Consider the following 22,641-nt stretch of genomic DNA (forward strand, 5'->3'; position numbering starts at 1 on the left):
CCTTTTTATCTCACGCTTTACAATCCGCTCTGTATCACTTTTATACAGAGTGGATTTTATTTGGCGCGGGCAGAAGTGAAAATTTTATCATTCTATTGACTCTCCCATTATGGGATATCTTAAGGTGGAAGTAATAATAGCGATAAAATGGTCGGTAACACGTCTATAAAAGCAGAGAAATGGAGTTCAAGATTCATAAGTCAGCGCTGATTGCTTTTGGTTAGCTTTCTTGCAAAAGGAGGTGGCAGGTAGGCTTTTAGTCAACTTTGGAAATATGCAGAGTCAAGAACCATCTGTTCTCTTGCTTTTAGCTCCTTTATAGCTATTATAACGCCAAGGAGGGAAACAGTATGAAGGTAAAACAGATGATCAGTACTGCCGTAATCAACGAAGGAATCAGGTACGTGGAGAAAAATCCGCTGGAGAACATGGAAAAATTATTAAATTGGGGCGAAAAAATACTGATTACGGACAATCATAAAAGTTATGCTCGTTCAATACGTGACATATTGGATGACCCCAGCAATAACTGGAATGAATATATATGCCGCCTGTTTACCGAGTTTGGCCCTAACGTCAGAAAAAAAGTCCTGGTTAATTTCTTGGTTAACGCTTCTATCTTAGGAATTCCCACCAACGAGAAAATGTCCGAGAAATATGGCTGCAATATTCCCTGGGCCATCTTGATGGATCCTACTGCTGCCTGCAACCTGAAGTGCACCGGCTGTTGGGCGGCGGAATATAAAAAAACAGCTTCAATGGACATAAAAACCCTTGACCGTATTATCCGGGAAGGCAAAGAACTGGGGATATATATGTACATATACTCCGGAGGAGAACCCTTGATCTGTAAGGATGACCTCATGAAACTGGCTCATAAACATAATGACTGTATGTTTCTGGCTTTTTCAAACGGCACCCTGGTAAATGATGATTTAGCAGCTCAAATGGCCGCGGCTGGGAATTTTGCGCTGGCTTTGAGTGTGGAGGGTTTTGAAAGTGAAACAGATATGCGCCGCGGTGACGGTACTTATCAAAGGGTTATTGAGGCTATGGACATATTGCGCAAACATGGGGTTCCTTTTGGATTTTCCACCTGCTATCATAGTGGAAATGTGAATAGTGTCGGTTCTGACCAATATGTCGATTACATGATTGAGAAAGGCTGCATATTTGGCTGGTACTTTACTTATATGCCCCTGGGAAAAGGTGCCCAGTTGGATTTAATCGCCACCCCTGAGCAGCGTGCCTATATGTATCATCGCGTAAGAGAATTTCGTAATACCAAACCAATCTTTCTTATGGATTTTTGGAATGACGGCGACTTTGCCGGGGGATGTATTGCCGGTGGGCGTAGGTACTTACATATAAATGCCAACGGTGACGTAGAACCTTGTGCCTTTATTCATTATTCCAATGTTAATATAAAGGATGTTAGTTTGCTAGACGCCTTACAATCTCCGCTTTTCATGCAGTACCGGCTTGGCCAGCCTTTTAATGACAATCTCCTGCGGCCCTGTCCGTTGCTAGATAATCCCCATAAGCTAAGGGAAATGGTGCATTTATCCGGCGCCCAGTCAACCCAGCCCATCGACCTGGAGGATGTGGATGAACTTACGGAACGAACTATGCAGGTAGCCCTGGAATGGGGTAAAGTAGCTGACCAACTCTGGGAGCAGAACCATTGTGCCGCTGATTTACCGCAGCCTGCACAAGAGCAGCCCCGGCAGCGCGGTTTAATTAGATTGGGCTCACGCGATCATTGAAGTAATGTAACCGGATTTAATTATATTTTTTAAAAACACAAGGTTAAGCATAAAAAATCAGATTTCGCCAATAATCATCCTTCGGGGTACTCTACTGCTTTTAAGTAAAGTCCATGGGGAGATACGGTAGAGCCAGCCAGATTTCGATCTTGGGAGTCCAATATTTCTAAAATATGCTCAGGTGTAAGGCGCTGGCGACCTACTTCCAGGAGGGTTCCCATAATAATGCGGATCATATTATACAAGAAACCATTGGCTTCTATTTCCAACTTCAGCCAAGCTTCCTGGTTAATTATCCGACAGAGGCTGACATTGCGCTTAAAGCTTTTTACGGAAGACCCACTGGCACAGAAGGCTTTAAAATTATGGTTACCCTCCAGCAGTCGGGCCGCCCTTTGCATTCCTGCGACATCCAGATTTTCACTGTTTAGCAAGGCATGTTTCCGGTAAAAACTGGCCCCGGACTTTTGCCGATATATTAAATACACATAGCTTTTCTTTAGGGCATCAAACTGGGGATGAAAATCCGGGGCAGCCTCCAAGCTATTTAGAATACGAATGTCGTCCGGCAACTTGCTGTTTAGTGCCGGGGTCCATTTATCGGCAGGTATCCGGGCTGACGTATTAAAAGCTATGACTTGACCCAAGGCATGTACGCCGGCATCGGTACGCCCTGCGGCGTTTACCGTAACCGTTTCTCCGGTCAGATGATTGATTGAACTTTCCAACTGAGCTTGAATCGTGTGGGCATTTATTTGTCTTTGAAAGCCATGGTAATTGCTGCCATCATATTCCAGCACCATCTTTATTCGCTTCATCTGCTTAATTCTCCCCAAAAGATAATTTGGCTGCCGACCCTGCCTTTTATCCAGCCGGTTTTTAGCTCAAATAAACCCTATAAAAGATCAGGAGGATATATACAATCCTCCCTTAATACTTTTATAGAGCAGTATCAACTCACTATTGTTATTTTATGACCCTTGCCCGGCACTAAAGAGTCCTTTTATGACCGGAAAACGATATTTAGCTTAGTCTACCAGCTCCAGAATAACCATAGGGGCACCGTCACCCTTGCGATATCCGGCTTTGATTATGCGGGTATAACCGCCGGAGCGGTCTTTATACCGAGGCGCAACGGTATTGAACAATTTGGCCACGACTTCTTCTTTCATTAAGTAAGAATCAGCCTGCCGTCTGGCATGTAGATCCCCACGTTTTCCCAGGGTGATCATTTTGTCGGCTACTACTTTGATATCTTTGGCTCTCGTTTCCGTAGTTGTGATTTTGCCGTTTTCCAACAAAGAGGTCACTGAGTTCCTGAGCATGGATCTGCGATGATCAGCCAAGAGTCCGAATTTGCGATAACTCAATGGGAATCCTCCTTCCTATTCCTCTGTTTTCTTAAAGGTCAGATCCAGTTCTGTCAGCTTACGCTCAATTTCCTCCAGGGACTTCTGCCCCAGGTTTCTGACCTTGCTCATCTCTTCACGGGTTTTTTCAATTAAATCGCCCACGGTGTTGATATTGGCCCTTTTTAATCCATTGGAGGCGCGCACCGATAGCTCCAGTTCCTCGATAGACATCTCTAAAACCTTGTCTTTCTTTTCTTCTTCCTTCTCTACCAAAATCTCTACTTCGGCATAGGTATCATCTATTTCCGTAAAGAGATTGAGGTACTGAATTAGGATCTGGGCTGAGAGACTAATGGCTTCTTCCGGTTTTATGCTGCCATTGGTCCATACCTCCAGAACCAGCTTGTCAAAGTCGGTTCTCTTGCCAACCCTGGCGTTATCCACCATATAGTTAACTTTGGTGACCGGGGTATATATGGAGTCAATCGGCAGCAGCCCTACTACTTCTTCGCTTTTATTAGGTTGCTGGTCTGCACTGACATAACCCCGGCCTCTTTCAACGGTCATTTCTATCTCCAGCTTGCCATCTTCATCTAAACTGGCAATATGAAGATCTGGATTTAAAATCTCGACCTCGGCATCGGGCTCGATATCTCCCGCACATACATCCTGTTTACCTTTTTTCTCCAAGCGGATGATTTTGCGTTCGTTGCCTTCATAGCGCAAGACCATCTGTTTAATATTCAAGATCATTTCTGTAGTGTCTTCCAGAACGCCTGGAATAGTGGAAAATTCGTGCAGAACCCCGTCAATTTTAATAGATGTAACAGCTGCCCCTGGCAATGAAGACAAGAGCACCCTGCGTAGAGCGTTGCCCAAAGTAGTACCATAGCCTCGCTCCAACGGTTCGATAACAAATTTTCCGTAATTTGACGTAAGATCCTGTTCGACTCGCTCTATCCGCGGTTTTTCCATCTCTAGCACTAATTATCCCCTCCTTCTCTAATAGAGGTTGCTTTTAGATAGATAATCTAGAGTATAGTTAGTTTGACACCGGCAAAAGGTTTCCCCTGGTGTCTATCTGGAGTATAGTTCTACGATTAGATGTTCACTAACAGCTGTATCTATCTGATCCCTGGTCGGTAATGACAATACCCTGCCAGTCAAGCTGTCAGCATTTACTTCCAGCCATTCGGGGGCAGTCTTATAGGCAGCAGCGGCTTTGAGTTCCTCAAATTTTGGCGATTCGGCACTAGCTTCCTTTACTTGAATAACATCGCCAGCCTTAACCAACATGGACGGGATATTAGCTTTTTTGCCATTAATGGTAAAGTGGTCATGGTTTACCAGTTGACGGGCTTCTTTGCGCGAACTGGCCATGCCCATTCTAAAAACTACATTGTCCAGGCGTCTCTCCAGTAATGCCAGCAAGTTATCACCGGTAACTCCCTGCTGACGATCTGCTTTTTCAAACGTGTTGCGGAACTGTTTCTCGCTAACGCCATAGATGCGTTTCGTCTTCTGCTTTTCTCTTAACTGCAGCCCGTATTCACTAGTTTTCTGTCTGCGTTTTTGACCATGCTGGCCAGGTACGAAGGGTCTTTTTTCTACCGCACACTTGACGGAATAACAGCGATCTCCTTTTAGAAAAAGCTTTTCCCCCTCGCGGCGGCATTGGCGGCAAACTGAATCAGTATATCTTCCCACTTAAATTACTACCTCCTTAAACCCTTCTTCTTTTAGGCGGCCTGCACCCGTTATGCGGAATGGGGGTAACGTCCTTAATAACGCTTACTTCCAGCCCCGCTGCCTGCAGTGAACGAATGGCGGCTTCACGCCCGGCTCCCGGCCCCTTTACATAACACTCGACTTCTTTAAGGCCGTGTTCCATCGCTGCCCGGGCCGCATTCTCTGCTGCCTGCTGAGCCGCAAACGGGGTGCTTTTGCGCGATCCCTTGAAGCCAACCGTTCCTGCGCTGGCCCAGGATATTGCATTACCATGTTTGTCGGTAATCGAAATAATTGTATTGTTAAAGGTTGACTTAATGTGCGCAATACCTTCTGCAATATTCTTTTTTTCACGCCGTTTAACCCGCGTGGTTGTTCTTCGTGCCACTCATTTATCCCCCTTCTAATGGCTATTTCTTCTTGCCGGCGGCTGTACGTTTGGGACCCTTGCGGGTACGTGCATTTGTCTTGGTCTTCTGACCGCGCACCGGTAATCCGCGCCGATGGCGAAGTCCCCGGTAGCAGCCTAAGTCCATAAGTCTTTTGACATTCATGCTGACATCGCGCCGAAGATCGCCTTCAACGGTGTAGTTTTTATCAATAATTGTTCTTAATTTAGCTTCTTCTTCTTCGGTTAGATCTTTCACCCTGGTATCAGGGTTTATACCTGCTTCCGCCAATATTTTCTGAGCTGAGGATTTCCCGATACCATAAATGTAGGTAAGGGAAATTTCCACTCTTTTGTCGCGGGGTAAATCAACACCTGCTATTCTCGCCAATTCTATTCACTTCCTTCAGATAATATAGGCGCCGTCACGCTTAGCCCTGTTTCTGTTTATGCTTGGGATTTTCGCATATTACCATAACCTTGCCATGGCGTTTTATTACTTTGCATTTTTCGCACATGGGTTTGACTGAGGGTTGAACTTTCACTTAATTAACCTCCTTTAAACGGTAGAAAAGCTTCCTACTTGAAACGATATGTTATTCTGCCACGATTTAAATCGTAAGGCGATAACTCTACCATTACACGGTCACCAGGTAATATTCTGATAAAATTCATCCGCATTTTTCCTGATATGTGGGCGAGGACCTTATGGCCATTTTCCAGTTCCACCGTAAACATAGCATTGGGTAACGGTTCAAGAACTTTCCCCTCTACCTCGATAACGTCATCTTTAGCCATTTACCAGACCTCCTTCCCATCTGATTCTCCTCTTTCAAGTATTCGCTTAAGACTTTTTTTGATTATATGGTTATCAGGTATTTCACCTTTATTTAAATAGTCAATGACCTCGAAAGACGTCATTTTAGTAAATTGCAAGTGTTTAATGTTCTTCATCTTAGGATTTTCAATTTTGCGCGTATCTCCATCACAAATAATAACATAGCGCTCATTAACCACCTGGACGATTACAAACGGCTTGCCGCCATCTCGGCCTGTCTTGGAGAAAACAACTCTGCCCAACATGGTCTCGGAAATGATTGGTCACCTCCATTACCTTAAGGTAAGGATTTCCGGCCCCTTATCCAGGATAACAATACTGTGTTCAAAGTGGGCTGATGGTAAACCGTCTTTGGTAACTACAGTCCATTCATCCTCAAGAGTGGAAACCTGGTGAGTCCCCTGGTTAAGCATGGGCTCAATCGCCAAGGTCATCCCTTCTTTTAGGATCGGGCCGTTATTCTTCCTGCCATAATTAGGTACCGGTGGATCCTCCCACATGGATTTGCCAATACCGTGCCCGACAAAGTCCCTAACTACCGAAAATCCATGGTTTTCAGCATGAGTTTGGATTGCGTTGGACACATATCCTAGCCGGTTACCTGCCTTTGCCTGTTCAATCCCTTTAAGCAATGCCTCTTCAGTTATCTGAATCAGTTTTTTAAGCTTAGGATCGATTTCACCTATGGCTACAGTTATGGCGGCATCTCCCGCATAGCCATCCAGCATCACCCCAAAATCAATACTAATGATGTCCCCTTCGTGCAAAACACGGTTGCCCGGTATACCATGTACCACTTCTTCATTTACTGATGCACAGATGGCACCCTGAAACGGTTTGCCGCCACGGGGATGAGGTTGATTTAGAAATAGCGGGATCGCATTTCTTTTCTTACACTCTTCCACAGCAGTGGCATTTAGAGCGGCAGTTGTTATACCCGGTCGCGCGGTGGCTTCCAGCAGCTTAAGCACTTCCGCTACGACCTGCCCGGAGCGTCTCATTTTCTCGATTTCATCCTTGGTCTTAATTATTATCATCTAGAGCTTCTCCAGCACTAATACTACATCTGCAAACACGTCTTTAGGATCACGGTTGCCATCAATCGTTCTTAAGGTGCCCTGCTTTTCATAATAGTTTAAAAGCGGCTGGGTCTGTTCCATATAGATCTTGAGACGATTTTTTACGGTTGCTTCTTTGTCGTCATCACGCTGCATCAGCCCAGTACCGCATTTATCGCAGATACCAACGGTTGTCGGAGGATTAAATCTGGTATTATATACGGTTTTACATTGCGGGCAGCTTACGCGGCCGGTCATGCGTTCCAGCAGAACCTGGTCAGGAACACTGATATCAAGGGCAGCTTCTACTTTTTTACCCAGCTTGGCTAAAACCTTATCCAGAGCTTCGGCCTGCGGTATCGTGCGCGGAAATCCATCCAGCAGAAATCCATCGGCACAATCCGGCTGTGCCAGTCTCTCTTCAACTACACCAATAGTAACTTCGTCAGGCACCAGTTGGCCGGCATCCATGTACTTCTTGGCTTCTAACCCCATAGCCGTTTGTTTGCTTACTGCTTCCCGGAACATATCTCCAGTAGAGATATGCAAAATCGGAAATCTTGCCTTGATTAAATCTGCCTGAGTTCCTTTACCAGCACCGGGAGGGCCCATAATGATAATGTTCATTAGTTAATCATCTCCTATTTTACAAAACCTTCATAACTTCTAAGCAATAAATGTGATTCTATCTGTTTCATTGTATCTAGCGCTACACCAACTACGATCAACAATGCGGTGCCGCCAAACCAGAGGCTGGTCACTCCGGTTATGGCAATTACGAAATTAGGCAATATTGCTATCAAAGCCAAGAATACACCGCCCGCTAAGGTTAGCCGGGACAGTATTTTGTCTATATACTCAGCGGTGGGTCTGCCTGGTCTGATGCCTGGTACGAACCCTCCGTTTTTCTTAATGTTATCAGCCACATCCAGGGGATTGAATATTATCGATACATAGAAATACGTAAAGAACACAATCAGTAAGGCATAGACAACATTATATAATACACTCCCAAAATTAAAATAACTGTCGATAAACTGATTATATCCAGATGTCTGTGACATAAAGGAGCCTATAGTCGCCGGAAACATACAAAGTGACATGGCAAATATTATAGGTATAACCCCGGCGGAGTTTACTTTTAACGGCAGGAAAGTGGTTTGCCCGCCATACATTCTTCTGCCCACCATCCGCTTGGCGTATTGGATTGGCAGCCTTCTTTGCCCTTCATTCATTGCGACTACTGCAACTATAACCGCCAGCATAACAATAATCAGCAATATAACGTTAAAGAAACCGATAATACCGCCTGATATTTCTTGACCTACTCCAACAATCTGCTGGGGTATGCGGGCTACGATCCCGCAGAAGATAATCAGGGATATTCCGTTGCCGATACCTTTTTCGGTGATCATCTCGCCGATCCACATTAGCATGGCCGTCCCGGCTGTGAGTGATATGGCAATTACCATATAAGAAGTAAAACCGCTATTGATAACTGCTCCTGTTTTGGTAAGAGCTGCGGACATGCCGAGAGCCTGGATAAATGCTAGTACTATGGTAAAATACCGGGTGTACTGAGCTATTTTCTTTCTGCCTTCTTCGCCTTCTTTGTTAAGCTCCTCCAGTTTCGGTACAATTACGGTGAGGAGCTGCATGATAATAGAGGCGTTAATATAGGGCGTTATACTCATGGCAAAAATACTAAAGCGTTTAAATGCGCCCCCGGATATTATATCAAAAAAGCCGAACAACTGGCCTTTCAACAATTCCGCCATAGCTTCCGGGTTGATCCCGGGTACAGGTATATGTGCTCCCACCCTGAATACGAGTAGCATAAACAGGGTAAAGAGTAGTTTCTTGCGCAGATCGCCGATTTTTACAGCCTGTTGAAATGAATTAAGCATTAGATCACCTCAACCTTGCCACCTCTGGCTGCGATTTTCTCCTCGGCCTGCTGGCTGGCTTTATTTACCTGTATGGTCAGTTTTTTTTCAATTTCGCCATCACCCAGTAGCTTAACTGGCAGAGGCGCTTTCCTGATTAGGCCTGCTTCCTTCAACATGGGTATGGTTACTACTGTACCCTCTTCAAAAACGTTCAGGTCTCTCACATTGACGATTGACCATTCAGTTTTAAAAATATTCGTAAAACCTCTTTTAGGTAAACGCCTTTGCAGGGGCATTTGTCCGCCTTCAAAACCGGGCCGGACGCCTCCACCGGAACGGGATTTCTGCCCTTTATGTCCACGACAAGATGTCTTGCCATGTCCTGAGCCAATCCCTCTGCCAACTCTTTTAGCACTTTTAGTGGCCCCGGGCGGAGATTTTATTTCCTCTAGCTTCACTCTTAAAACCTCCCTGTTTTTAATCTAACTCTTCCACACTTACCAGATGTCCTACCTTGTTAAGCTGTCCGCGGAGTTGCGGGGAATCTTCTTTTATCAATACCTGATTTAGCTTGCTAAATCCCAGGCTTTTAATGGTCAGTCTCTGGGTTTGAGGGTAACCAATAAAGCTTTTTTTCCAGGTAATTTTCAACTGCTTGGCCAAGGTTTTTCCCTCCCTAGTTCAAAATCTCATCGATGGTTTTGCCCCTCTGGCGGGCTACGTCTTCAACCCGTTTCAGGTTTTTTAAGCCCTCCATGGTGGCGTGCACCATATTGTTGGCGTTGGCTGACCCCAGAGATTTGGTAAGGATGTCTTTTAGTCCGGCTGCTTCCAATACTGCTCTGACTGGCCCGCCGGCGATAACGCCCGTTCCTTCCGCAGCTGGTTTTAACAATACTTCACCCGCGCCAAATCTGCCTAGTATAGAATGAGGAATCGTTCTGTCATCTATTAAAGGTATTTCAATCATGTTCTTTTTAGCATTTTCCATCGCTTTTCTGATTGCTTCCGGCACTTCGGTGGCTTTTCCTTTACCTGTACCGACTCTGCCTGCTCCATCACCTACTACAACCAGGGCACTGAAGCTAAATCTGCGTCCACCTTTTACAACCTTGGCAACCCTTTTTATATTTACGACTTTTTCAATATATTCGGGGGCTACCTGTTCCTTTTCAATCATTTTTTCCCTCCTAACCTGACGGAAATCAAGTGTTAAAAGTTCAGTCCACTCTCCCTGGCTGCATCTGCCAGAGCCATTACTTTACCATGATATTTGCGCCCATTTCTATCAAAAACAACTGAGGTAATCCCCTTGGTTTTAGCCTTTTGCGCAATACTGTCGCCTACGCGCTTGGCCGCATCTATATTGGTTTTACCGGTAAGGTCAGCCATGTCCTTATCAAGGGTTGATGCGGTTACCAGGGTTACACCATTTTCATCATCGATAATCTGCGCATATATGTGGTTTAGGCTGGTATAAATACATAGTCGGGGTACTTCAGCAGTACCAGCTATTTTCTTTCTAATCCTTTTATGTCTAGTTTTTCTGAGTTCATTTTTGCTGGTTTTCTTGATCAACGCAGTCACTCCCTTCCTATTTATTTACCGCCTGCCTTACCAGCTTTGCGTCTGATAACTTCGCCTTCATACTTGATGCCTTTGCCTTTATACGGTTCGGGCTTTCTAATGGCGCGTATATGAGCTGCAGTATTGCCAACCAGTTGTTTGTCAATACCTTTTACCGTGATCTTGTTAGCGGCCGGAACTTCAAACTCAATACCCGCAATGGGTTCTACTTCAACCGGATGGGAATAACCGATGTTTATAACCAGCTTGCTGCCTTGCATCTGGGCGCGATATCCTACCCCTACCAGTTCCAGCTTTTTTTCAAAGCCTTGGCTGACACCATCAACCATATTGGCTACCAGGGCTCTGGTTAATCCATGCATGGCTCTATGTTTTTTGGAATCACTCGGTCTTGTGACCAATAACACATTATCGCTAACTTCTATAGAAATATCTTGTGGTATTTGCTGGGAAAGAATCCCTTTAGGACCTTCAACCGTAATTATATCATCATTTATTGTTACCTTTACGTTGTCAGGTCGAGCGATAGGTTTTCTACCTATTCTGGACACTGCTCACTCCTCCTTCGGCTACCAAATGTAACATATCACTTCGCCGCCCAAACCTTCTTTGCGGGCGTTTTTATCAGTCATTAGTCCTTTAGAGGTAGAAACAATTGCGGTGCCGAGTCCACCCAAAACCTTGGGCACTTCATCCTTCTGTACGTATACCCGCAGACCCGGCTTGCTGATTCTTTTTAGTCCGGTGATCACTTTTTCCTTGTTGGGTCCATACTTAAGGTACACCCTGATTACCCCTTGTTTGCCATCCTCTATATATTCATAATCCTTGATGTACCCTTCTTCTTTCATGATCCGGGCCATGCCTAGCTTCATCTTGGAGCCGGGTACTTCAACGGTTTGATGCATGACCATATTGCCGTTTCTAATTCTGGTCAGGAAGTCGGCTACGGGATCAGTCATGACCATATTTTTTACCTCCTTTATTACCAGCTTACAACATAAGGCTTTCAGCAGGCTATGGTATTAACCTGTTACCACGACCAGCTTTTCTCCTCACTGTAGACTATCCACTTTTAAAGCCTACCAGCTTGACTTAGTAACACCGGGTATTTCTCCCCGATGTGCCATTTCTCTGAAACAAACTCTGCAGATGCCGAATTTGCCCATGTAGGCACGTGGTCTTCCACATATCTTGCAGCGATTGTATTCCTGGACTTTATACTTGCGTGGGCGTTGCTGTTTTGCAATCATCGCCTTTTTTGCCATTTGCAAATACCTCCTCTTATCTAAATGGCATTCCCATGCGCTTTAACAATTCCCGAGCTTCTTCATCGGTCTTCGCAGTAGTTACGATAGCTACTTCCAACCCTCTGATCTTATCGATTTTGTCATACTCAATTTCCGGGAAAATAGTCTGTTCCTTGATTCCCAAGGAGTAATTACCACGTCCATCAAAAGCCTGGGGCGAAACACCTCGGAAATCACGTACCCGGGGCAGTACAATGTTAATCAGCTTATCCAGGAATTGATACATCCGTTCACCCCGGAGGGTTACCATGCATCCGATGGGCATGCCTTCCCGCAATTTAAACCCGGCGATCGATTTTTTCGCTTTGGTAATAACCGGTTTTTGCCCGGATATGGCGGTCAGATCATTGACTGCTCCATCCAATGCCTTAGGATTTTGAATAGCTTCGCCAACGCCTATGTTAAGAACGATCTTTTCCAGCCTCGGAACCTGCATAACATTTTTATATTGAAATTTCTCCATCAGTTGAGGAGTAATCTCTTGCTTGTATACTTCGTACAGCGTAGCCATTTAATAGCTAGCCTCCCTTCTTGGAGCTTAGTCTACTACCTCTCCGCATTTCTTGCAGACCCTCACCTTAGTTCCATCTTCTAAAAATCCTTTGGCAATCCGCGTTGGTTGGTTACATTTTTCGCACACCAGCATCACGTTGGATACATTCATTGGTGTTTCTACCTGTAAGATGCCGCCCTGCGGTATAGCCCGGGTGGGGCGCTGATGCTTCTTGACTTTATTTATCCCTTCAACGACTACCCGATTTTGGGCAGGTATCGCTTTTAATACTTTTCCTTTGCGGCCGGCATCTTTGCCGGTTAACACTAGTACAATATCACCTTTTTTTATATTCATTCTTCACACCTCCACCGACTAAAGCACTTCGGGGGCCAGAGATATGATTTTCATGAAATTCTTATCCCTCAGTTCCCTGGCTACAGGTCCAAAAATACGCGTACCTTTGGGGTTTCCATTATCGTCAAGTATGACGGCGGCATTTTCCGAAAAAGAAATATAGGAACCGTCTTGCCTTCTGATTTCCTTTTTGGTTCTTACTACTACAGCTTTTACGACATCACCTTTTTTTACTACGCCATTCGGTGCTGCTTCTTTAACAGTCACGACAATGATATCTCCAACCGTAGCATACTTTCGATTTGATCCGCCTAATATCTTTATACAGAGTACCTGTTTGGCCCCGGTGTTGTCCCCTACCTGTAAAACTGTTTCCTGCTGAATCACGGTTTAAACCTCCCTTCAATATACCAGAACTATTGCAGAGTCTTGGCTTTTTGAATAATTTCCACGAGTATCCATCTCTTGTCCTTGCTTAAGGGGCGGGTTTCCATGATCTTTACGACATCACCGGTTTTGGCTTCGTTATTTTCGTCATGAACTTTATATTTCTTACTTGTCTTTATGGTCTTTTTGTATAGAGGATGCTGCTGTACGGTTTCTACTGAAACGGTTATGGTCTTTTCCATTTTGTCGCTGGTTACCGTGCCCATCCTGGTTTTACGGTTGCCTTGATGTTGAGCCACCCTTAGACCTCCTTTTTATCCGTTACTCTCCCGCGAAATTTCCCGCTGCCGTAATACAGTCTTGCATCTGGCGATGTTTTTTCTTACATCTCTTATTCTCATGGGATTATCAAGTTGACCAGTTGCCATCTGAAAACGCAGGTTGAATAATTCTTCTTTATAACTGGAAACTTTTCTTTCTAATTCCTCGTCGGTTAGTTCTCTCATTTTCTTAGCTATCACTAACCTCACCATCCATTTCTTCTCTTTTTACAAACTTACATTTTACCGGAAGCTTGTGAGATGCTAAACGCATTGCCTCGCGGGCAACTTCTTCGTTAACTCCAGCAAGTTCAAACATTACCCGGCCTGGTTTGACTACAGCCACCCATTGTTCGGGTGAACCTTTTCCCTTACCCATACGGGTTTCAGCCGGTTTGGCAGTGATCGGACGATCGGGGAATATTTTAATCCAGAGTTTACCGCCTCTTTTGATATATCTGTTGATGGCAATACGGGCTGCTTCAATCTGGCGATTTGTGATCCAGGCTGCTTCCAAGGCTTGCAGGCCGTATTCACCGTAAGTCACTGTATTACCTTTCTGAGCCTTACCTTTTAAGGCAGGGCGATGTTGTTTTCTATATTTTACTCTTTTAGGGGTAAGCATTATTGACCTGCCTCCTCCATTTGTTTCTCTTGCGGTCTTTTTTTGGCTTCAGGGGCTACTTCACCGCGATTTATCCAGACCTTGATACCAATTTTGCCATAGGTTGTATTGGCTTCGGCAAATCCATAATCAATATCGGCTCTTAAAGTATGCAGGGGTACTTTTCCTTCAGCATACCATTCGGTTCTGGCTATCTCAGCACCGCCCAGCCGACCAGAAATGGCTATCTTCATACCTTCTCCGCCCATCCGCATGGTTCGGCTTACAGCCTGTTTCATTGCCCGGCGGAAAGAAACCCTCTTCTCAAGCTGCTGGGCAACATTCTCGGCAACGATCTGGGCATCCAGTTCTGGTTTTTTAATCTCTTGGATATTAATATTAATGTTCTTGCCGGTAAGTTTGGTCAGATCCTGTTTAAGTTTTTCAACTTCAGTTCCGCCGCGCCCGATTACGATACCCGGCTTGGCGGTATGAATCGTAATACGCACCCGATTCCCGGTTCGCTGTATCTCTACCTTGGATATACCGGCAACGTAAAAGCGCTCTTTTATCATACTTCTGATTTTATAATCTTCGTGTAATAGATCGGCATAATCTCTGTCAGCGTACCAATTGGAGTCCCAATCTTTGATAATGCCGATTCTTAATCCTTTCGGATGAACCTTCTGACCCACTATTTAACCTCCCTTTCGCGCAGCACCACGGTAATATGACTGGTTCTATGACGCCTAATGTCGGCTCGGCCATAAGCTCTGGGCCTCATTCTCTTTAAGACCGGGCCTTCGTTTACTAATATCTCGGATATATATAAAGCGTCTGAATCCATATCATAATTATGCTCTGCATTGGCTACGGCAGATTGCACTACTTTACTGATCAGGGGGGAAGATTTTTTGTTGGTATATCTTAAAATACCCAAGGCTTCACTTACATCTTTACCTCTAACCAGATCGGCCACCTGACGTGCTTTTAAAGGAGATACTCGCAAGTACCGAGCAATTGCTCTGGATTCCATAATCAGGTTCCTCCTCTCTACCTTGATCTGCTCGATTTTTCTGATTTTCCAGCATGGCCACGGTAAGTTCTGGTAGGAGCAAATTCGCCCAATTTTAAACCGACCATATCTTCGGTAATATAAACGGGTATATGTCTGCGTCCATCGTGTACCGCCAGGGTGTGCCCGACCATCTGGGGCATAATGGTGGAACGCCGGGACCAGGTTTTGATTACCTTTTTCTGTCCGCTGGCATTCATATCTTCAACCTTAGCCAGGAGTTTTTCCTCACAATAAGGTCCTTTTTTTAACGACCTAGCCATTTAATGAAAGACCTCCTTTACTTGCGTTTGCGAACAATCATATTGTCTGAGGGCTTTTTCTTACGGGTCTTGCCGCCAATGGCGATTTTACCCCAGGGGGAAACCGGATATTTTCTTCCTATGGGCGCCCGACCCTCGCCGCCGCCATGAGGATGGTCAACCGGATTCATAACCGAGCCTCTAACCGCAGGTCGGTTCCCTAACCAGCGGGATCTGCCGGCTTTGCCGATAGTGATATTTTCATGTTCCACATTCCCGACCTGGCCAATGGTAGCCCGGCAATTGATATGAACCAGTCTGACCTCCCCGGAAGGAAGTCTGATATGAGCATAGGCTCCTTCCTTGGCCATCAATTGTGCTACCGCACCGGCGGAGCGTGCCAATTGTCCGCCTTTACCCGGTCTCATTTCGATATTGTGGATTAAGGATCCCACCGGAATATCTTTTAATTTCAAGGAGTTGCCTACTTTAATATCGGCTGTTTCTCCTGACTCGACTGTGTCACCGACTTTAAGATTATGCGGTGCAATGATATAAGCCTTGGCACCATCTGCATAATGCAGGAGGGCAATATTGGCTGAACGATTGGGATCATACTCAATCGCTGCTACTTTCGCCGGAACACCATCTTTGATGCGTTTAAAATCAATTACCCGGTAGAGTCTTTTATGTCCTCCCCCTCGGTGCCTGACTGTTATCCGTCCGTTAACATTACGGCCGGCTTTGCGCTTTAAACTGGTAGTAAGACCTTTTTCCGGTTCACTCCTGGTTATTTCTTCGAAGGTCATTACGGTCATATGTCTTCTACTTGGGGTAGTTGGTCTATATTTTTTTACACTCATCGGAACAATCCTCCCGATCTAATCTAATTTAGCATTGCGCTTGGTCTACATTCCTTCAAACAGTTTAATCTTATAGCCGGGCTTGAGGGTAACTATCGCCTTCTTGCGATCAGGTCTCTTACCTTCAAATCGTCCCATCCGCTTGGGTTTGCCCTTTACATTCATGGTATATACCTGCTCAACCCTGACCTTAAATATATTTTCAACGGCGTTTTTTATTTCGGTTTTGTTGGCTTTCTTATCTACAATAAAGGTGTATTTATTATCAGCCAGCAGATCCATGGATTTTTCAGTTACTACCGGTTTGATAATTATATCTCTGTAGTCTCTCATGATTAGGCAAATACCTCCTCTACCATGGCAACTGCATCCCTGGTAATGAGCAGGGTATCGTATTTTAAAATATCGTAAACGTTAATGAAATCCGCTCTTAAAGGTTTTACGCCTTCTATATTTCTGGCTGATTTAGTCACATTCACGTTACCATCTGCAGTTACAACTAGTGTCTTTTTGCCTACCTTTAAGGCTTCCAGGGCCTGAACCATCATTTTGGTTTTCGGCTGCTCAAAATTCAGTTCGTCCACTACTACAATCTTATTATCAAGTGCCTTGGTAGACAGGGCTGACTTTAGCGCTAACCTTCTTACCTTCTGGGGTAGCCTGTAGGAATAATCTCTGGGTTTGGGGCCAAATGCTATTCCGCCGCCTCTCCAAACCGGATTCCTGCTACTGCCTACCCGTGCACGTCCGGTTCCCTTTTGTCTCCAGGGTTTTCTACCTCCACCTCTTACTTCAGTCCTGGTTTTGGTTGAAGATGTACCCTGACGCTTATTGGCAAGCTGCATCTTAACAAAGTCATACATGACTGCCTCATTAGGCTCTATACCAAAAACATTGTCGTTTAGTTCAATTTCTCCGACCTGGGCCCCGGCCATGTTATATACCGCAACTTTAGGCATCTTCCTAACCTCCTTCTCATAAAGCTATGCCTTGACAGAATTCTTAATAATAACCAGACCTTTTCTGGGGCCGGGTATTGCACCCTTGATCAGGATAAGGTTTTTTTCGGGGTAGACCTTAACGATTTGTAAACATTGCACGGTAACCCGTTCTCTTCCTAATCTTCCGGGCAACTTCCGCCCTTTGAAAACGCGGGCTGGCCCCTTGGCCGCCAGGGAGCCTGGTCTGCGATGATACTTGGAACCATGGCCCATGGCTCCACGGGCAAAGTTATGGCGCTTAACTGCTCCGGCAAAGCCTTTGCCTTTGGATGTGCCCACTACATCAACGATATCCCCGGGAGCAAACAGATCTACATTGAATTCAGCTCCAATGTCATAATCGTCTACGTTATCTATACGGAATTCTCTTATATATCGTAAAGGTTTTACATTGGCCTTCTTAAAGTGGCCCGTTTCCGGTTTGTTTACCAGTCTTTCCCTGATTTCACCATAGCCTACCTGCAGCGCGTTGTACCCATCATTGGCGATCGTCTTCTTTTGCAGCACTACATTCGGGCTGGCTTCTACAACCGTGACCGGTACCGCCCGGCCGGTTTCATCGAATACCTGGGTCATGCCCACCTTGGTGCCCATGAGGGCTTTCTTCAATTTGCTTGTCACCTTGATTACCTCCTGGCTCAGAATTATGGCGAGCGGTTGAAAGTGGGATCTCCAACATCGCCTCTAATTTTTATCCGGGTTTTTGCCGCCTTAAGACCACTTTTCCCACTGGTCTTTAAGCACCGGTTCCTCACCTATAACTTGATCTCTATGTCTACGCCGGAAGGCAAATCCAGGTGCATAAGAGCATCGATAGTTTTGGGATTAGGATCCAGTATGTCTATGAGTCTTTTATGGGTACGCATTTCAAACTGTTCCCGTGAATCCTTATTCACATGAGGCGACCGCAGGATCGTATAGATACTTTTTTCGGTCGGCAGGGGAATAGGTCCGGATACAGTGGCTCCATTTTTTTTAGCTGTTTCCACAATCTTCTGGGATGATTGATCCAGGAGTTTGTGATCGAATGCCTTTAAACGAATTCTAACTTTTTGCTGGCCACTCACTCTATTTTAAACCTCCTTAGCCTGGGCTCATTCTTTACACGCATCCTCGTGTTTGGGGATAAAGGACCCTATGATCCCTTATCCCGCTGGCTGGTGTTTTATTATTTAGTCAATGCTGGTAACAACTCCGGAACCAACTGTTCTGCCGCCTTCTCTTATTGCAAATCTTAAGCCTTCTTCAATGGCAATCGGGGTTATCAGTTCTATGGACATCTGAATGTTATCACCGGGCATTACCATTTCTACGCCTTCGGGTAACTGGATTACGCCGGTCACATCTGTTGTCCGGAAGTAAAACTGGGGTCTGTAGCCACCAAAGAACGGGGTATGGCGACCGCCTTCTTCTTTGGACAGTACGTATACTTCACCTTTGAACTTGGTTAAGGGCTTGATGCTGCCTGGTTTGGCTAATACCATGCCTCTTTCCACGTCTTTTCTGTCCAGTCCTCTTAACAGGGTGCCGATATTGTCTCCGGCTTCGGCATAGTCTAATAGTTTTCTAAACATCTCTACGCCTGTTACTATGTGTTTTCTGATCTCTTCTCTCATCCCTACTATCTCGGTTTCGTCTCCAACCTTGACCTGGCCTCTTTCTACCCTGCCGGTTACTACGGTGCCACGACCGGTTATGGTGAATACGTCCTCGATCGGCATTAAAAAGGGTTTATCGACTGCTCTTTCGGGCAGAGGAACGTAACTGTCCACCGCATCCATTAACTCCCATATGCGGCCACACCACTCACAGTCTCTGCTGCCGCAACCGCATTCTAAGGCTTTTAAACCGGAACCTTTTATGACCGGGATGTCATCTCCGGGAAAGTCATACGTGCTTAATAGTTCTCTGATTTCCATCTCTACCAGTTCGAGCAGTTCTTCATCGTCTACCATGTCGGTTTTGTTCATGAATACTACTATGTGGTGTACTCCTACCTGCCTGGAGAGCACGATGTGTTCCCTGGTCTGAGGCATGGGGCCGTCTGCTGACGATACTACCAATATGGAACCATCCATCTGGGCTGCTCCGGTGATCATGTTCTTTATGTAGTCAGCATGACCCGGGCAGTCTACATGTGCGTAATGTCTGGTCTCAGTCTGGTATTCTACGTGGGAGGTATTTATCGTTATACCTCTTTCTCTTTCTTCCGGGGCTTTGTCTATATCTGCATATGAAGTTGCAACTGCCCCGCCTGTCTGGGACAGGGTTAACGTGATTGCCGCTGTCAACGTTGTCTTGCCGTGGTCTACGTGTCCTATCGTGCCAATGTTAAGATGAGGTTTGCTTCTTTCATATTTTGCCTTTGCCATCTTTTTTCTCACCTTTCCTTTCTTAACCTAGTTATCTGTTGATTGGTAATCCATACCGCCTGGCTATTATTTCCCTGCTCTTGGACTCAGGTACTTCAGCATAGTTTTTTATTTTGAGCGTGAAGCTTGCCCGGCCCTGGCTGGCCGACCTGATGGCGGTTGCGTAACCAAAGGTTTCAGCCAGGGGTACCGTACCTTTAATGATCCGGCTTTCCCGATTTTCCTCCAGCCCCAGTACTTTTCCCCTCCGGGCATTGAGGTCAGAAATGATGTCACCCGTATATTCCTCTGGTGACACAATCTCAATTTCCATAATCGGTTCTAAAAGCACAGAACGGGCCTTGTCCAGTGCTTCCTTGAGTGCCATATTGGCAGCTATTTTGAAGGCTTGCTCGGAGGAGTCGACTTCATGAGCAGTACCTCCGACAAATTTTACTTCAATGTCATCGACCGGATATCCGGCCATGATTCCAGCCTGCAGTCCTTCATGGATACCTGCCTCAACTGCCGCAACGTATTCCTTGGATATGGCCGCAGCGGTTGGAATGCTATCCACGAACACCTTCCCTTGGCCCTCGGGCAAAGGTGCTACCTCCAGGACTACATGGGCGTACTGGCCGCGACCGCCTGTTTGTCTGTCAAATAGCGCTTCAGCTCTGCCGTTTCCGGCCACTGATTCCTTATAGGCTACCTGGGGCTTGCCTACATTGGCGTTCACCTTGAATTCACGCAAAAGACGATCAATTATAATTTCCAGGTGCAGCTCACCCATGCCGGAAATAATGGTTTGTCCGGTTTCCGGGTTATAATGCGTTCTGAAGGTCGGATCTTCTTCAGCTAAGCGTTTTAAGCTCTCTCCAATCCTATCTTGATCGGCTTTGGTTTTAGCTTCAATCGCTACATCAATAACTGGTTCAGGGAAGTCCATCGGCTCCAAAATAACGCCGTATTCTTCAGAACATAATGTTTCTCCGGTACCTGTATCTTTAAAGCCAACCCCGGCTACAATGTCGCCGGCTAGAGCTTCTGCAATCTCTTCCCTGTGATTGGCATGCATCTTAAGCAATTTGCTTACGCGCTCTTTTTGGCCTTTCACACTGTTAAGAACATACGAACCGGTTTGGAGCCGCCCTGAGTAGATCCGGAAATAGGTTAGTTTACCTACGTAAGGATCTGCCGCAATTTTAAAGGCCAATGCGCAAAGGGGCTCATTTACATCTGCCCGACGCGTAGTTGCTTGCCCGGTTCCGGTATCAATGCCGCTTACCGGCGGGATATCGGCTGGTGAGGGCAAGTAGTCAATTACTGCATCCAATAGCATTTGTACACCCTTGTTCTTAAAGGAAGATCCATATAGAACCGGCACCAAATGATTGGCTATCGTTTGTTTTCTCAAAGATCTTTTGATCTCCTCCGCGGAGATCCGGCTGCCTTCCAAATACTTCTCCATTAGGTTATCATCATATTCCGAAAGGGCCTCTAGTAATATTTCACGGTAATGCTGGGCTTTTGCTCTTTCGTTTTCCAGCAATTCTCGCTCCCGGTAGGTTTCACCGGTGCTGTCTTCGTAAACGTAGGCTTTCATGGCGATTAGATCAATCAGTCCGGCAAAGCTGTCTTCAGATCCCAACGGCAGTTGAATGGGTACTGCGTTGCTTCCCAGGCGCTCTTTAATCATCCTGACCGCCCGTTCCGCATCTGCGCCGATGCGATCCATTTTGTTGATATAGGCAATTCTCGGTACTCCATAGCGGTCAGCTTGCCTCCAAACCGTTTCTGATTGGGGCTGCACGCCGGCCACGGCACAAAATATTCCAATTGCTCCGTCCAGAACCCGTAAGGAGCGTTCTACCTCAACTGTAAAGTCCACATGTCCGGGTGTGTCGATAATATTAATAGAACTACCCTTCCAAAAGCAAACCGTAGCGGCAGAAGTGATGGTTATACCTCTCTCCTGCTCCTGACTCATCCAATCCATGGTGGCAGTTCCCTTATCTACTTCACCGATTCTATGCACCTTACCGGTGTAGAACAACATCCGTTCGGTAGTTGTGGTTTTGCCAGCATCAATATGTGCCATTATACCGATATTTCTAATCCTAGCTAATTCTGATTGCTCAAGCATTAAACCTACTCCAGCATCGGCTACCAGCGGTAATGCGCAAATGCTTTGTTCGCTTCGGCCATCTTGTGAGTATCTTCTCTTTTCTTGACCGCTCCCCCTGTGCCATTGGCTGCATCCATTATTTCTCCAGCCAGGCGTTGAGCCATGGTCTTTTCCCCGCGTTTACGGGTGTAGCCTACCAGCCATCTGATCGCCAAAGTCTGTCTTCTGTCTGCTCTAACTTCCACCGGAACCTGATAGTTGGCTCCGCCAACCCTTCTGGCTCTGACCTCCACAATCGGAGTAATGTTTTTCATGGCTTCTTCAAAAACCTGCATCGGATCTTTGCCGGTTCTTTGTTCAATAGTATCGAATGCTTCGTAGCAAATTCTCTCCGCCAGGCTTTTTTTGCCATCCCACATCACTTGATTGACCAGCTTTGTGAAAACCTTACTGTTGTAGATAGGGTCCGGCAGTACATCTCGTTTCGGAACGGCCCCTTTTCTAGGCATAAAAGAATCCTCCTATTTTTTTACTTTCGGACGTTTGGTGCCATATTTGGATCTGGCCTGCTTTCGATTTTGTACGCCAGATGCATCCAGGGTACCCCTGATAATATGATATCTTACACCCGGTAGGTCTTTAACCCTGCCCCCTCTAATGAGAACCACGGAGTGCTCCTGTAGGTTATGACCTATCCCAGGAATATACGCTGTTACTTCTATACCATTGATTAATCTTACCCTGGCAATTTTACGTAACGCAGAGTTTGGCTTCTTAGGGGTAGTTGTATATACACGCGTACATACACCCCTTTTCTGCGGACAGCTTTTCAGGGCCGGTGCTGTTGATTTTTTTAATTCCTGTTGACGTCCTTTTCTAACCAGTTGATTTATGGTCGGCATTC

Annotated in this window: 38 protein-coding genes; 1 reads left to right on the plus strand and 37 read right to left on the minus strand. The window is 45.7% G+C overall.

Annotated elements, in window-relative coordinates; translation table 11 throughout:
* Positions 1-350: 350 nt before the first annotated feature.
* On the plus strand, positions 351-1,766 hold the full coding sequence (locus AAV90_RS05215; protein ID WP_076982587.1) for a radical SAM/SPASM domain-containing protein: 1,416 nt from the start codon (positions 351-353) through the stop codon (positions 1,764-1,766).
* Positions 1,767-1,840: 74 nt separating this feature from the next.
* Here AAV90_RS05215 and truA read toward each other — a convergent pair whose 3' ends face one another.
* From truA to rpsL, 37 genes are all read right to left on the minus strand, one after another.
* Complete coding sequence (gene truA, locus AAV90_RS05220; RefSeq protein ID WP_046495024.1) at positions 1,841-2,584, minus strand: tRNA pseudouridine(38-40) synthase TruA; 744 nt, start codon at positions 2,582-2,584, stop codon at positions 1,841-1,843.
* Positions 2,585-2,794: 210 nt separating this feature from the next.
* Positions 2,795-3,136 carry a 50S ribosomal protein L17 gene (gene rplQ / locus AAV90_RS05225; RefSeq protein WP_046495022.1) on the minus strand — a complete coding sequence of 114 codons (342 nt, stop codon included), beginning with the start codon at positions 3,134-3,136 and terminating at the stop codon, positions 2,795-2,797.
* Between the two features lie 15 nt (positions 3,137-3,151).
* Positions 3,152-4,102, minus strand: coding sequence for a DNA-directed RNA polymerase subunit alpha (locus AAV90_RS05230; RefSeq protein WP_046495020.1), 951 nt, complete (start codon positions 4,100-4,102; stop codon positions 3,152-3,154).
* 93 nt (positions 4,103-4,195) lie between these two features.
* Entirely contained in the window at positions 4,196-4,825 is a 630-nt protein-coding gene (gene rpsD / locus AAV90_RS05235) for a 30S ribosomal protein S4 (protein WP_046495018.1), read from the minus strand.
* A 16-nt stretch (positions 4,826-4,841) separates the two neighbouring features.
* Entirely contained in the window at positions 4,842-5,234 is a 393-nt protein-coding gene (gene rpsK / locus AAV90_RS05240) for a 30S ribosomal protein S11 (RefSeq protein WP_046495016.1), read from the minus strand.
* Between the two features lie 22 nt (positions 5,235-5,256).
* A complete protein-coding gene (gene rpsM / locus AAV90_RS05245; protein WP_046495014.1) occupies positions 5,257-5,625 on the minus strand; it encodes a 30S ribosomal protein S13 in 369 nt (122 codons plus the stop codon).
* A 40-nt stretch (positions 5,626-5,665) separates the two neighbouring features.
* Positions 5,666-5,779 (minus strand): 50S ribosomal protein L36, encoded by a 114-nt coding sequence (gene rpmJ / locus AAV90_RS05250; protein WP_046495013.1) that lies wholly within the window; start codon positions 5,777-5,779, stop codon positions 5,666-5,668.
* 34 nt (positions 5,780-5,813) lie between these two features.
* Positions 5,814-6,032: a translation initiation factor IF-1 gene (gene infA / locus AAV90_RS05255; RefSeq protein WP_046495011.1), complete on the minus strand. Its 219-nt coding sequence runs from the start codon at positions 6,030-6,032 to the stop codon at positions 5,814-5,816.
* Entirely contained in the window at positions 6,033-6,317 is a 285-nt protein-coding gene (locus AAV90_RS05260; RefSeq protein WP_046495009.1) for a KOW domain-containing RNA-binding protein, read from the minus strand.
* Positions 6,318-6,344: 27 nt separating this feature from the next.
* Positions 6,345-7,109 (minus strand): type I methionyl aminopeptidase, encoded by a 765-nt coding sequence (gene map, locus AAV90_RS15110; RefSeq protein ID WP_046495007.1) that lies wholly within the window; start codon positions 7,107-7,109, stop codon positions 6,345-6,347.
* Positions 7,110-7,757 (minus strand): adenylate kinase, encoded by a 648-nt coding sequence (locus AAV90_RS15115; RefSeq protein WP_046495005.1) that lies wholly within the window; start codon positions 7,755-7,757, stop codon positions 7,110-7,112. It abuts the gene before it with no gap.
* A gap of 14 nt (positions 7,758-7,771) precedes the next feature.
* Positions 7,772-9,037, minus strand: coding sequence for a preprotein translocase subunit SecY (secY, locus tag AAV90_RS05275; RefSeq protein ID WP_046495003.1), 1,266 nt, complete (start codon positions 9,035-9,037; stop codon positions 7,772-7,774).
* The gene (gene rplO / locus AAV90_RS05280; RefSeq protein WP_046495001.1) at positions 9,037-9,477 is read right to left on the minus strand and encodes a 50S ribosomal protein L15; all 441 of its coding nucleotides are present in this window, start codon (positions 9,475-9,477) and stop codon (positions 9,037-9,039) included. Before rplO ends, secY begins: the two co-directional genes overlap by 1 nt.
* A gap of 19 nt (positions 9,478-9,496) precedes the next feature.
* Positions 9,497-9,682 carry a 50S ribosomal protein L30 gene (gene rpmD, locus AAV90_RS05285; protein ID WP_046494999.1) on the minus strand — a complete coding sequence of 62 codons (186 nt, stop codon included), beginning with the start codon at positions 9,680-9,682 and terminating at the stop codon, positions 9,497-9,499.
* Positions 9,683-9,695: 13 nt separating this feature from the next.
* Complete coding sequence (gene rpsE, locus AAV90_RS05290) at positions 9,696-10,199, minus strand: 30S ribosomal protein S5 (protein WP_046494997.1); 504 nt, start codon at positions 10,197-10,199, stop codon at positions 9,696-9,698.
* A gap of 32 nt (positions 10,200-10,231) precedes the next feature.
* A complete protein-coding gene (rplR, locus tag AAV90_RS05295; RefSeq protein WP_046494995.1) occupies positions 10,232-10,597 on the minus strand; it encodes a 50S ribosomal protein L18 in 366 nt (121 codons plus the stop codon).
* A gap of 20 nt (positions 10,598-10,617) precedes the next feature.
* A complete protein-coding gene (gene rplF / locus AAV90_RS05300; protein ID WP_046494993.1) occupies positions 10,618-11,157 on the minus strand; it encodes a 50S ribosomal protein L6 in 540 nt (179 codons plus the stop codon).
* An 18-nt stretch (positions 11,158-11,175) separates the two neighbouring features.
* A complete protein-coding gene (gene rpsH / locus AAV90_RS05305) occupies positions 11,176-11,574 on the minus strand; it encodes a 30S ribosomal protein S8 (protein WP_046494991.1) in 399 nt (132 codons plus the stop codon).
* Positions 11,575-11,688: 114 nt separating this feature from the next.
* Positions 11,689-11,874, minus strand: coding sequence for a type Z 30S ribosomal protein S14 (locus AAV90_RS05310; protein ID WP_046494989.1), 186 nt, complete (start codon positions 11,872-11,874; stop codon positions 11,689-11,691).
* Between the two features lie 16 nt (positions 11,875-11,890).
* Positions 11,891-12,427 (minus strand): 50S ribosomal protein L5, encoded by a 537-nt coding sequence (rplE, locus tag AAV90_RS05315; protein ID WP_046494987.1) that lies wholly within the window; start codon positions 12,425-12,427, stop codon positions 11,891-11,893.
* Positions 12,428-12,454: 27 nt separating this feature from the next.
* On the minus strand, positions 12,455-12,766 hold the full coding sequence (gene rplX / locus AAV90_RS05320) for a 50S ribosomal protein L24 (RefSeq protein WP_046494985.1): 312 nt from the start codon (positions 12,764-12,766) through the stop codon (positions 12,455-12,457).
* Positions 12,767-12,784: 18 nt separating this feature from the next.
* Positions 12,785-13,153, minus strand: coding sequence for a 50S ribosomal protein L14 (gene rplN, locus AAV90_RS05325; RefSeq protein ID WP_046494983.1), 369 nt, complete (start codon positions 13,151-13,153; stop codon positions 12,785-12,787).
* 29 nt (positions 13,154-13,182) lie between these two features.
* Entirely contained in the window at positions 13,183-13,419 is a 237-nt protein-coding gene (gene rpsQ / locus AAV90_RS05330; protein WP_046496442.1) for a 30S ribosomal protein S17, read from the minus strand.
* Positions 13,420-13,467: 48 nt separating this feature from the next.
* Positions 13,468-13,659: a 50S ribosomal protein L29 gene (gene rpmC / locus AAV90_RS05335; RefSeq protein ID WP_242847455.1), complete on the minus strand. Its 192-nt coding sequence runs from the start codon at positions 13,657-13,659 to the stop codon at positions 13,468-13,470.
* A gap of 4 nt (positions 13,660-13,663) precedes the next feature.
* Positions 13,664-14,098, minus strand: a complete 435-nt coding sequence (gene rplP / locus AAV90_RS05340) for a 50S ribosomal protein L16 (RefSeq protein ID WP_046494977.1) — start codon at positions 14,096-14,098, stop codon at positions 13,664-13,666.
* Positions 14,098-14,772: a 30S ribosomal protein S3 gene (gene rpsC / locus AAV90_RS05345; protein WP_046494975.1), complete on the minus strand. Its 675-nt coding sequence runs from the start codon at positions 14,770-14,772 to the stop codon at positions 14,098-14,100. Before rpsC ends, rplP begins: the two co-directional genes overlap by 1 nt.
* Positions 14,772-15,113 carry a 50S ribosomal protein L22 gene (rplV, locus tag AAV90_RS05350; protein ID WP_046494973.1) on the minus strand — a complete coding sequence of 114 codons (342 nt, stop codon included), beginning with the start codon at positions 15,111-15,113 and terminating at the stop codon, positions 14,772-14,774. Before rplV ends, rpsC begins: the two co-directional genes overlap by 1 nt.
* A 17-nt stretch (positions 15,114-15,130) precedes the next feature.
* The gene (gene rpsS / locus AAV90_RS05355) at positions 15,131-15,415 is read right to left on the minus strand and encodes a 30S ribosomal protein S19 (RefSeq protein ID WP_046494971.1); all 285 of its coding nucleotides are present in this window, start codon (positions 15,413-15,415) and stop codon (positions 15,131-15,133) included.
* A 17-nt stretch (positions 15,416-15,432) separates the two neighbouring features.
* On the minus strand, positions 15,433-16,257 hold the full coding sequence (gene rplB / locus AAV90_RS05360) for a 50S ribosomal protein L2 (RefSeq protein WP_046494969.1): 825 nt from the start codon (positions 16,255-16,257) through the stop codon (positions 15,433-15,435).
* 45 nt (positions 16,258-16,302) lie between these two features.
* Positions 16,303-16,590, minus strand: a complete 288-nt coding sequence (rplW, locus tag AAV90_RS05365; protein WP_046494967.1) for a 50S ribosomal protein L23 — start codon at positions 16,588-16,590, stop codon at positions 16,303-16,305.
* A gap of 2 nt (positions 16,591-16,592) precedes the next feature.
* Positions 16,593-17,216, minus strand: coding sequence for a 50S ribosomal protein L4 (rplD, locus tag AAV90_RS05370; protein WP_046494965.1), 624 nt, complete (start codon positions 17,214-17,216; stop codon positions 16,593-16,595).
* A 24-nt stretch (positions 17,217-17,240) separates the two neighbouring features.
* The gene (gene rplC, locus AAV90_RS05375; RefSeq protein WP_052729613.1) at positions 17,241-17,852 is read right to left on the minus strand and encodes a 50S ribosomal protein L3; all 612 of its coding nucleotides are present in this window, start codon (positions 17,850-17,852) and stop codon (positions 17,241-17,243) included.
* 161 nt (positions 17,853-18,013) lie between these two features.
* Positions 18,014-18,325 carry a 30S ribosomal protein S10 gene (gene rpsJ, locus AAV90_RS05380; RefSeq protein ID WP_046494964.1) on the minus strand — a complete coding sequence of 104 codons (312 nt, stop codon included), beginning with the start codon at positions 18,323-18,325 and terminating at the stop codon, positions 18,014-18,016.
* Positions 18,326-18,430: 105 nt separating this feature from the next.
* Positions 18,431-19,630 carry an elongation factor Tu gene (gene tuf / locus AAV90_RS05385; RefSeq protein ID WP_046494963.1) on the minus strand — a complete coding sequence of 400 codons (1,200 nt, stop codon included), beginning with the start codon at positions 19,628-19,630 and terminating at the stop codon, positions 18,431-18,433.
* A gap of 31 nt (positions 19,631-19,661) precedes the next feature.
* Entirely contained in the window at positions 19,662-21,755 is a 2,094-nt protein-coding gene (gene fusA / locus AAV90_RS05390) for an elongation factor G (protein WP_046496416.1), read from the minus strand.
* A 20-nt stretch (positions 21,756-21,775) separates the two neighbouring features.
* A complete protein-coding gene (gene rpsG, locus AAV90_RS05395) occupies positions 21,776-22,246 on the minus strand; it encodes a 30S ribosomal protein S7 (RefSeq protein ID WP_046496417.1) in 471 nt (156 codons plus the stop codon).
* A gap of 12 nt (positions 22,247-22,258) precedes the next feature.
* Positions 22,259-22,639, minus strand: coding sequence for a 30S ribosomal protein S12 (rpsL, locus tag AAV90_RS05400; protein WP_046496419.1), 381 nt, complete (start codon positions 22,637-22,639; stop codon positions 22,259-22,261).
* Positions 22,640-22,641: the final 2 nt, after the last annotated feature.

The organism is Syntrophomonas zehnderi OL-4 (genome assembly GCF_000983115.1).
Classification (GTDB): Bacteria; Bacillota; Syntrophomonadia; order Syntrophomonadales; family Syntrophomonadaceae; genus Syntrophomonas_B; species Syntrophomonas_B zehnderi.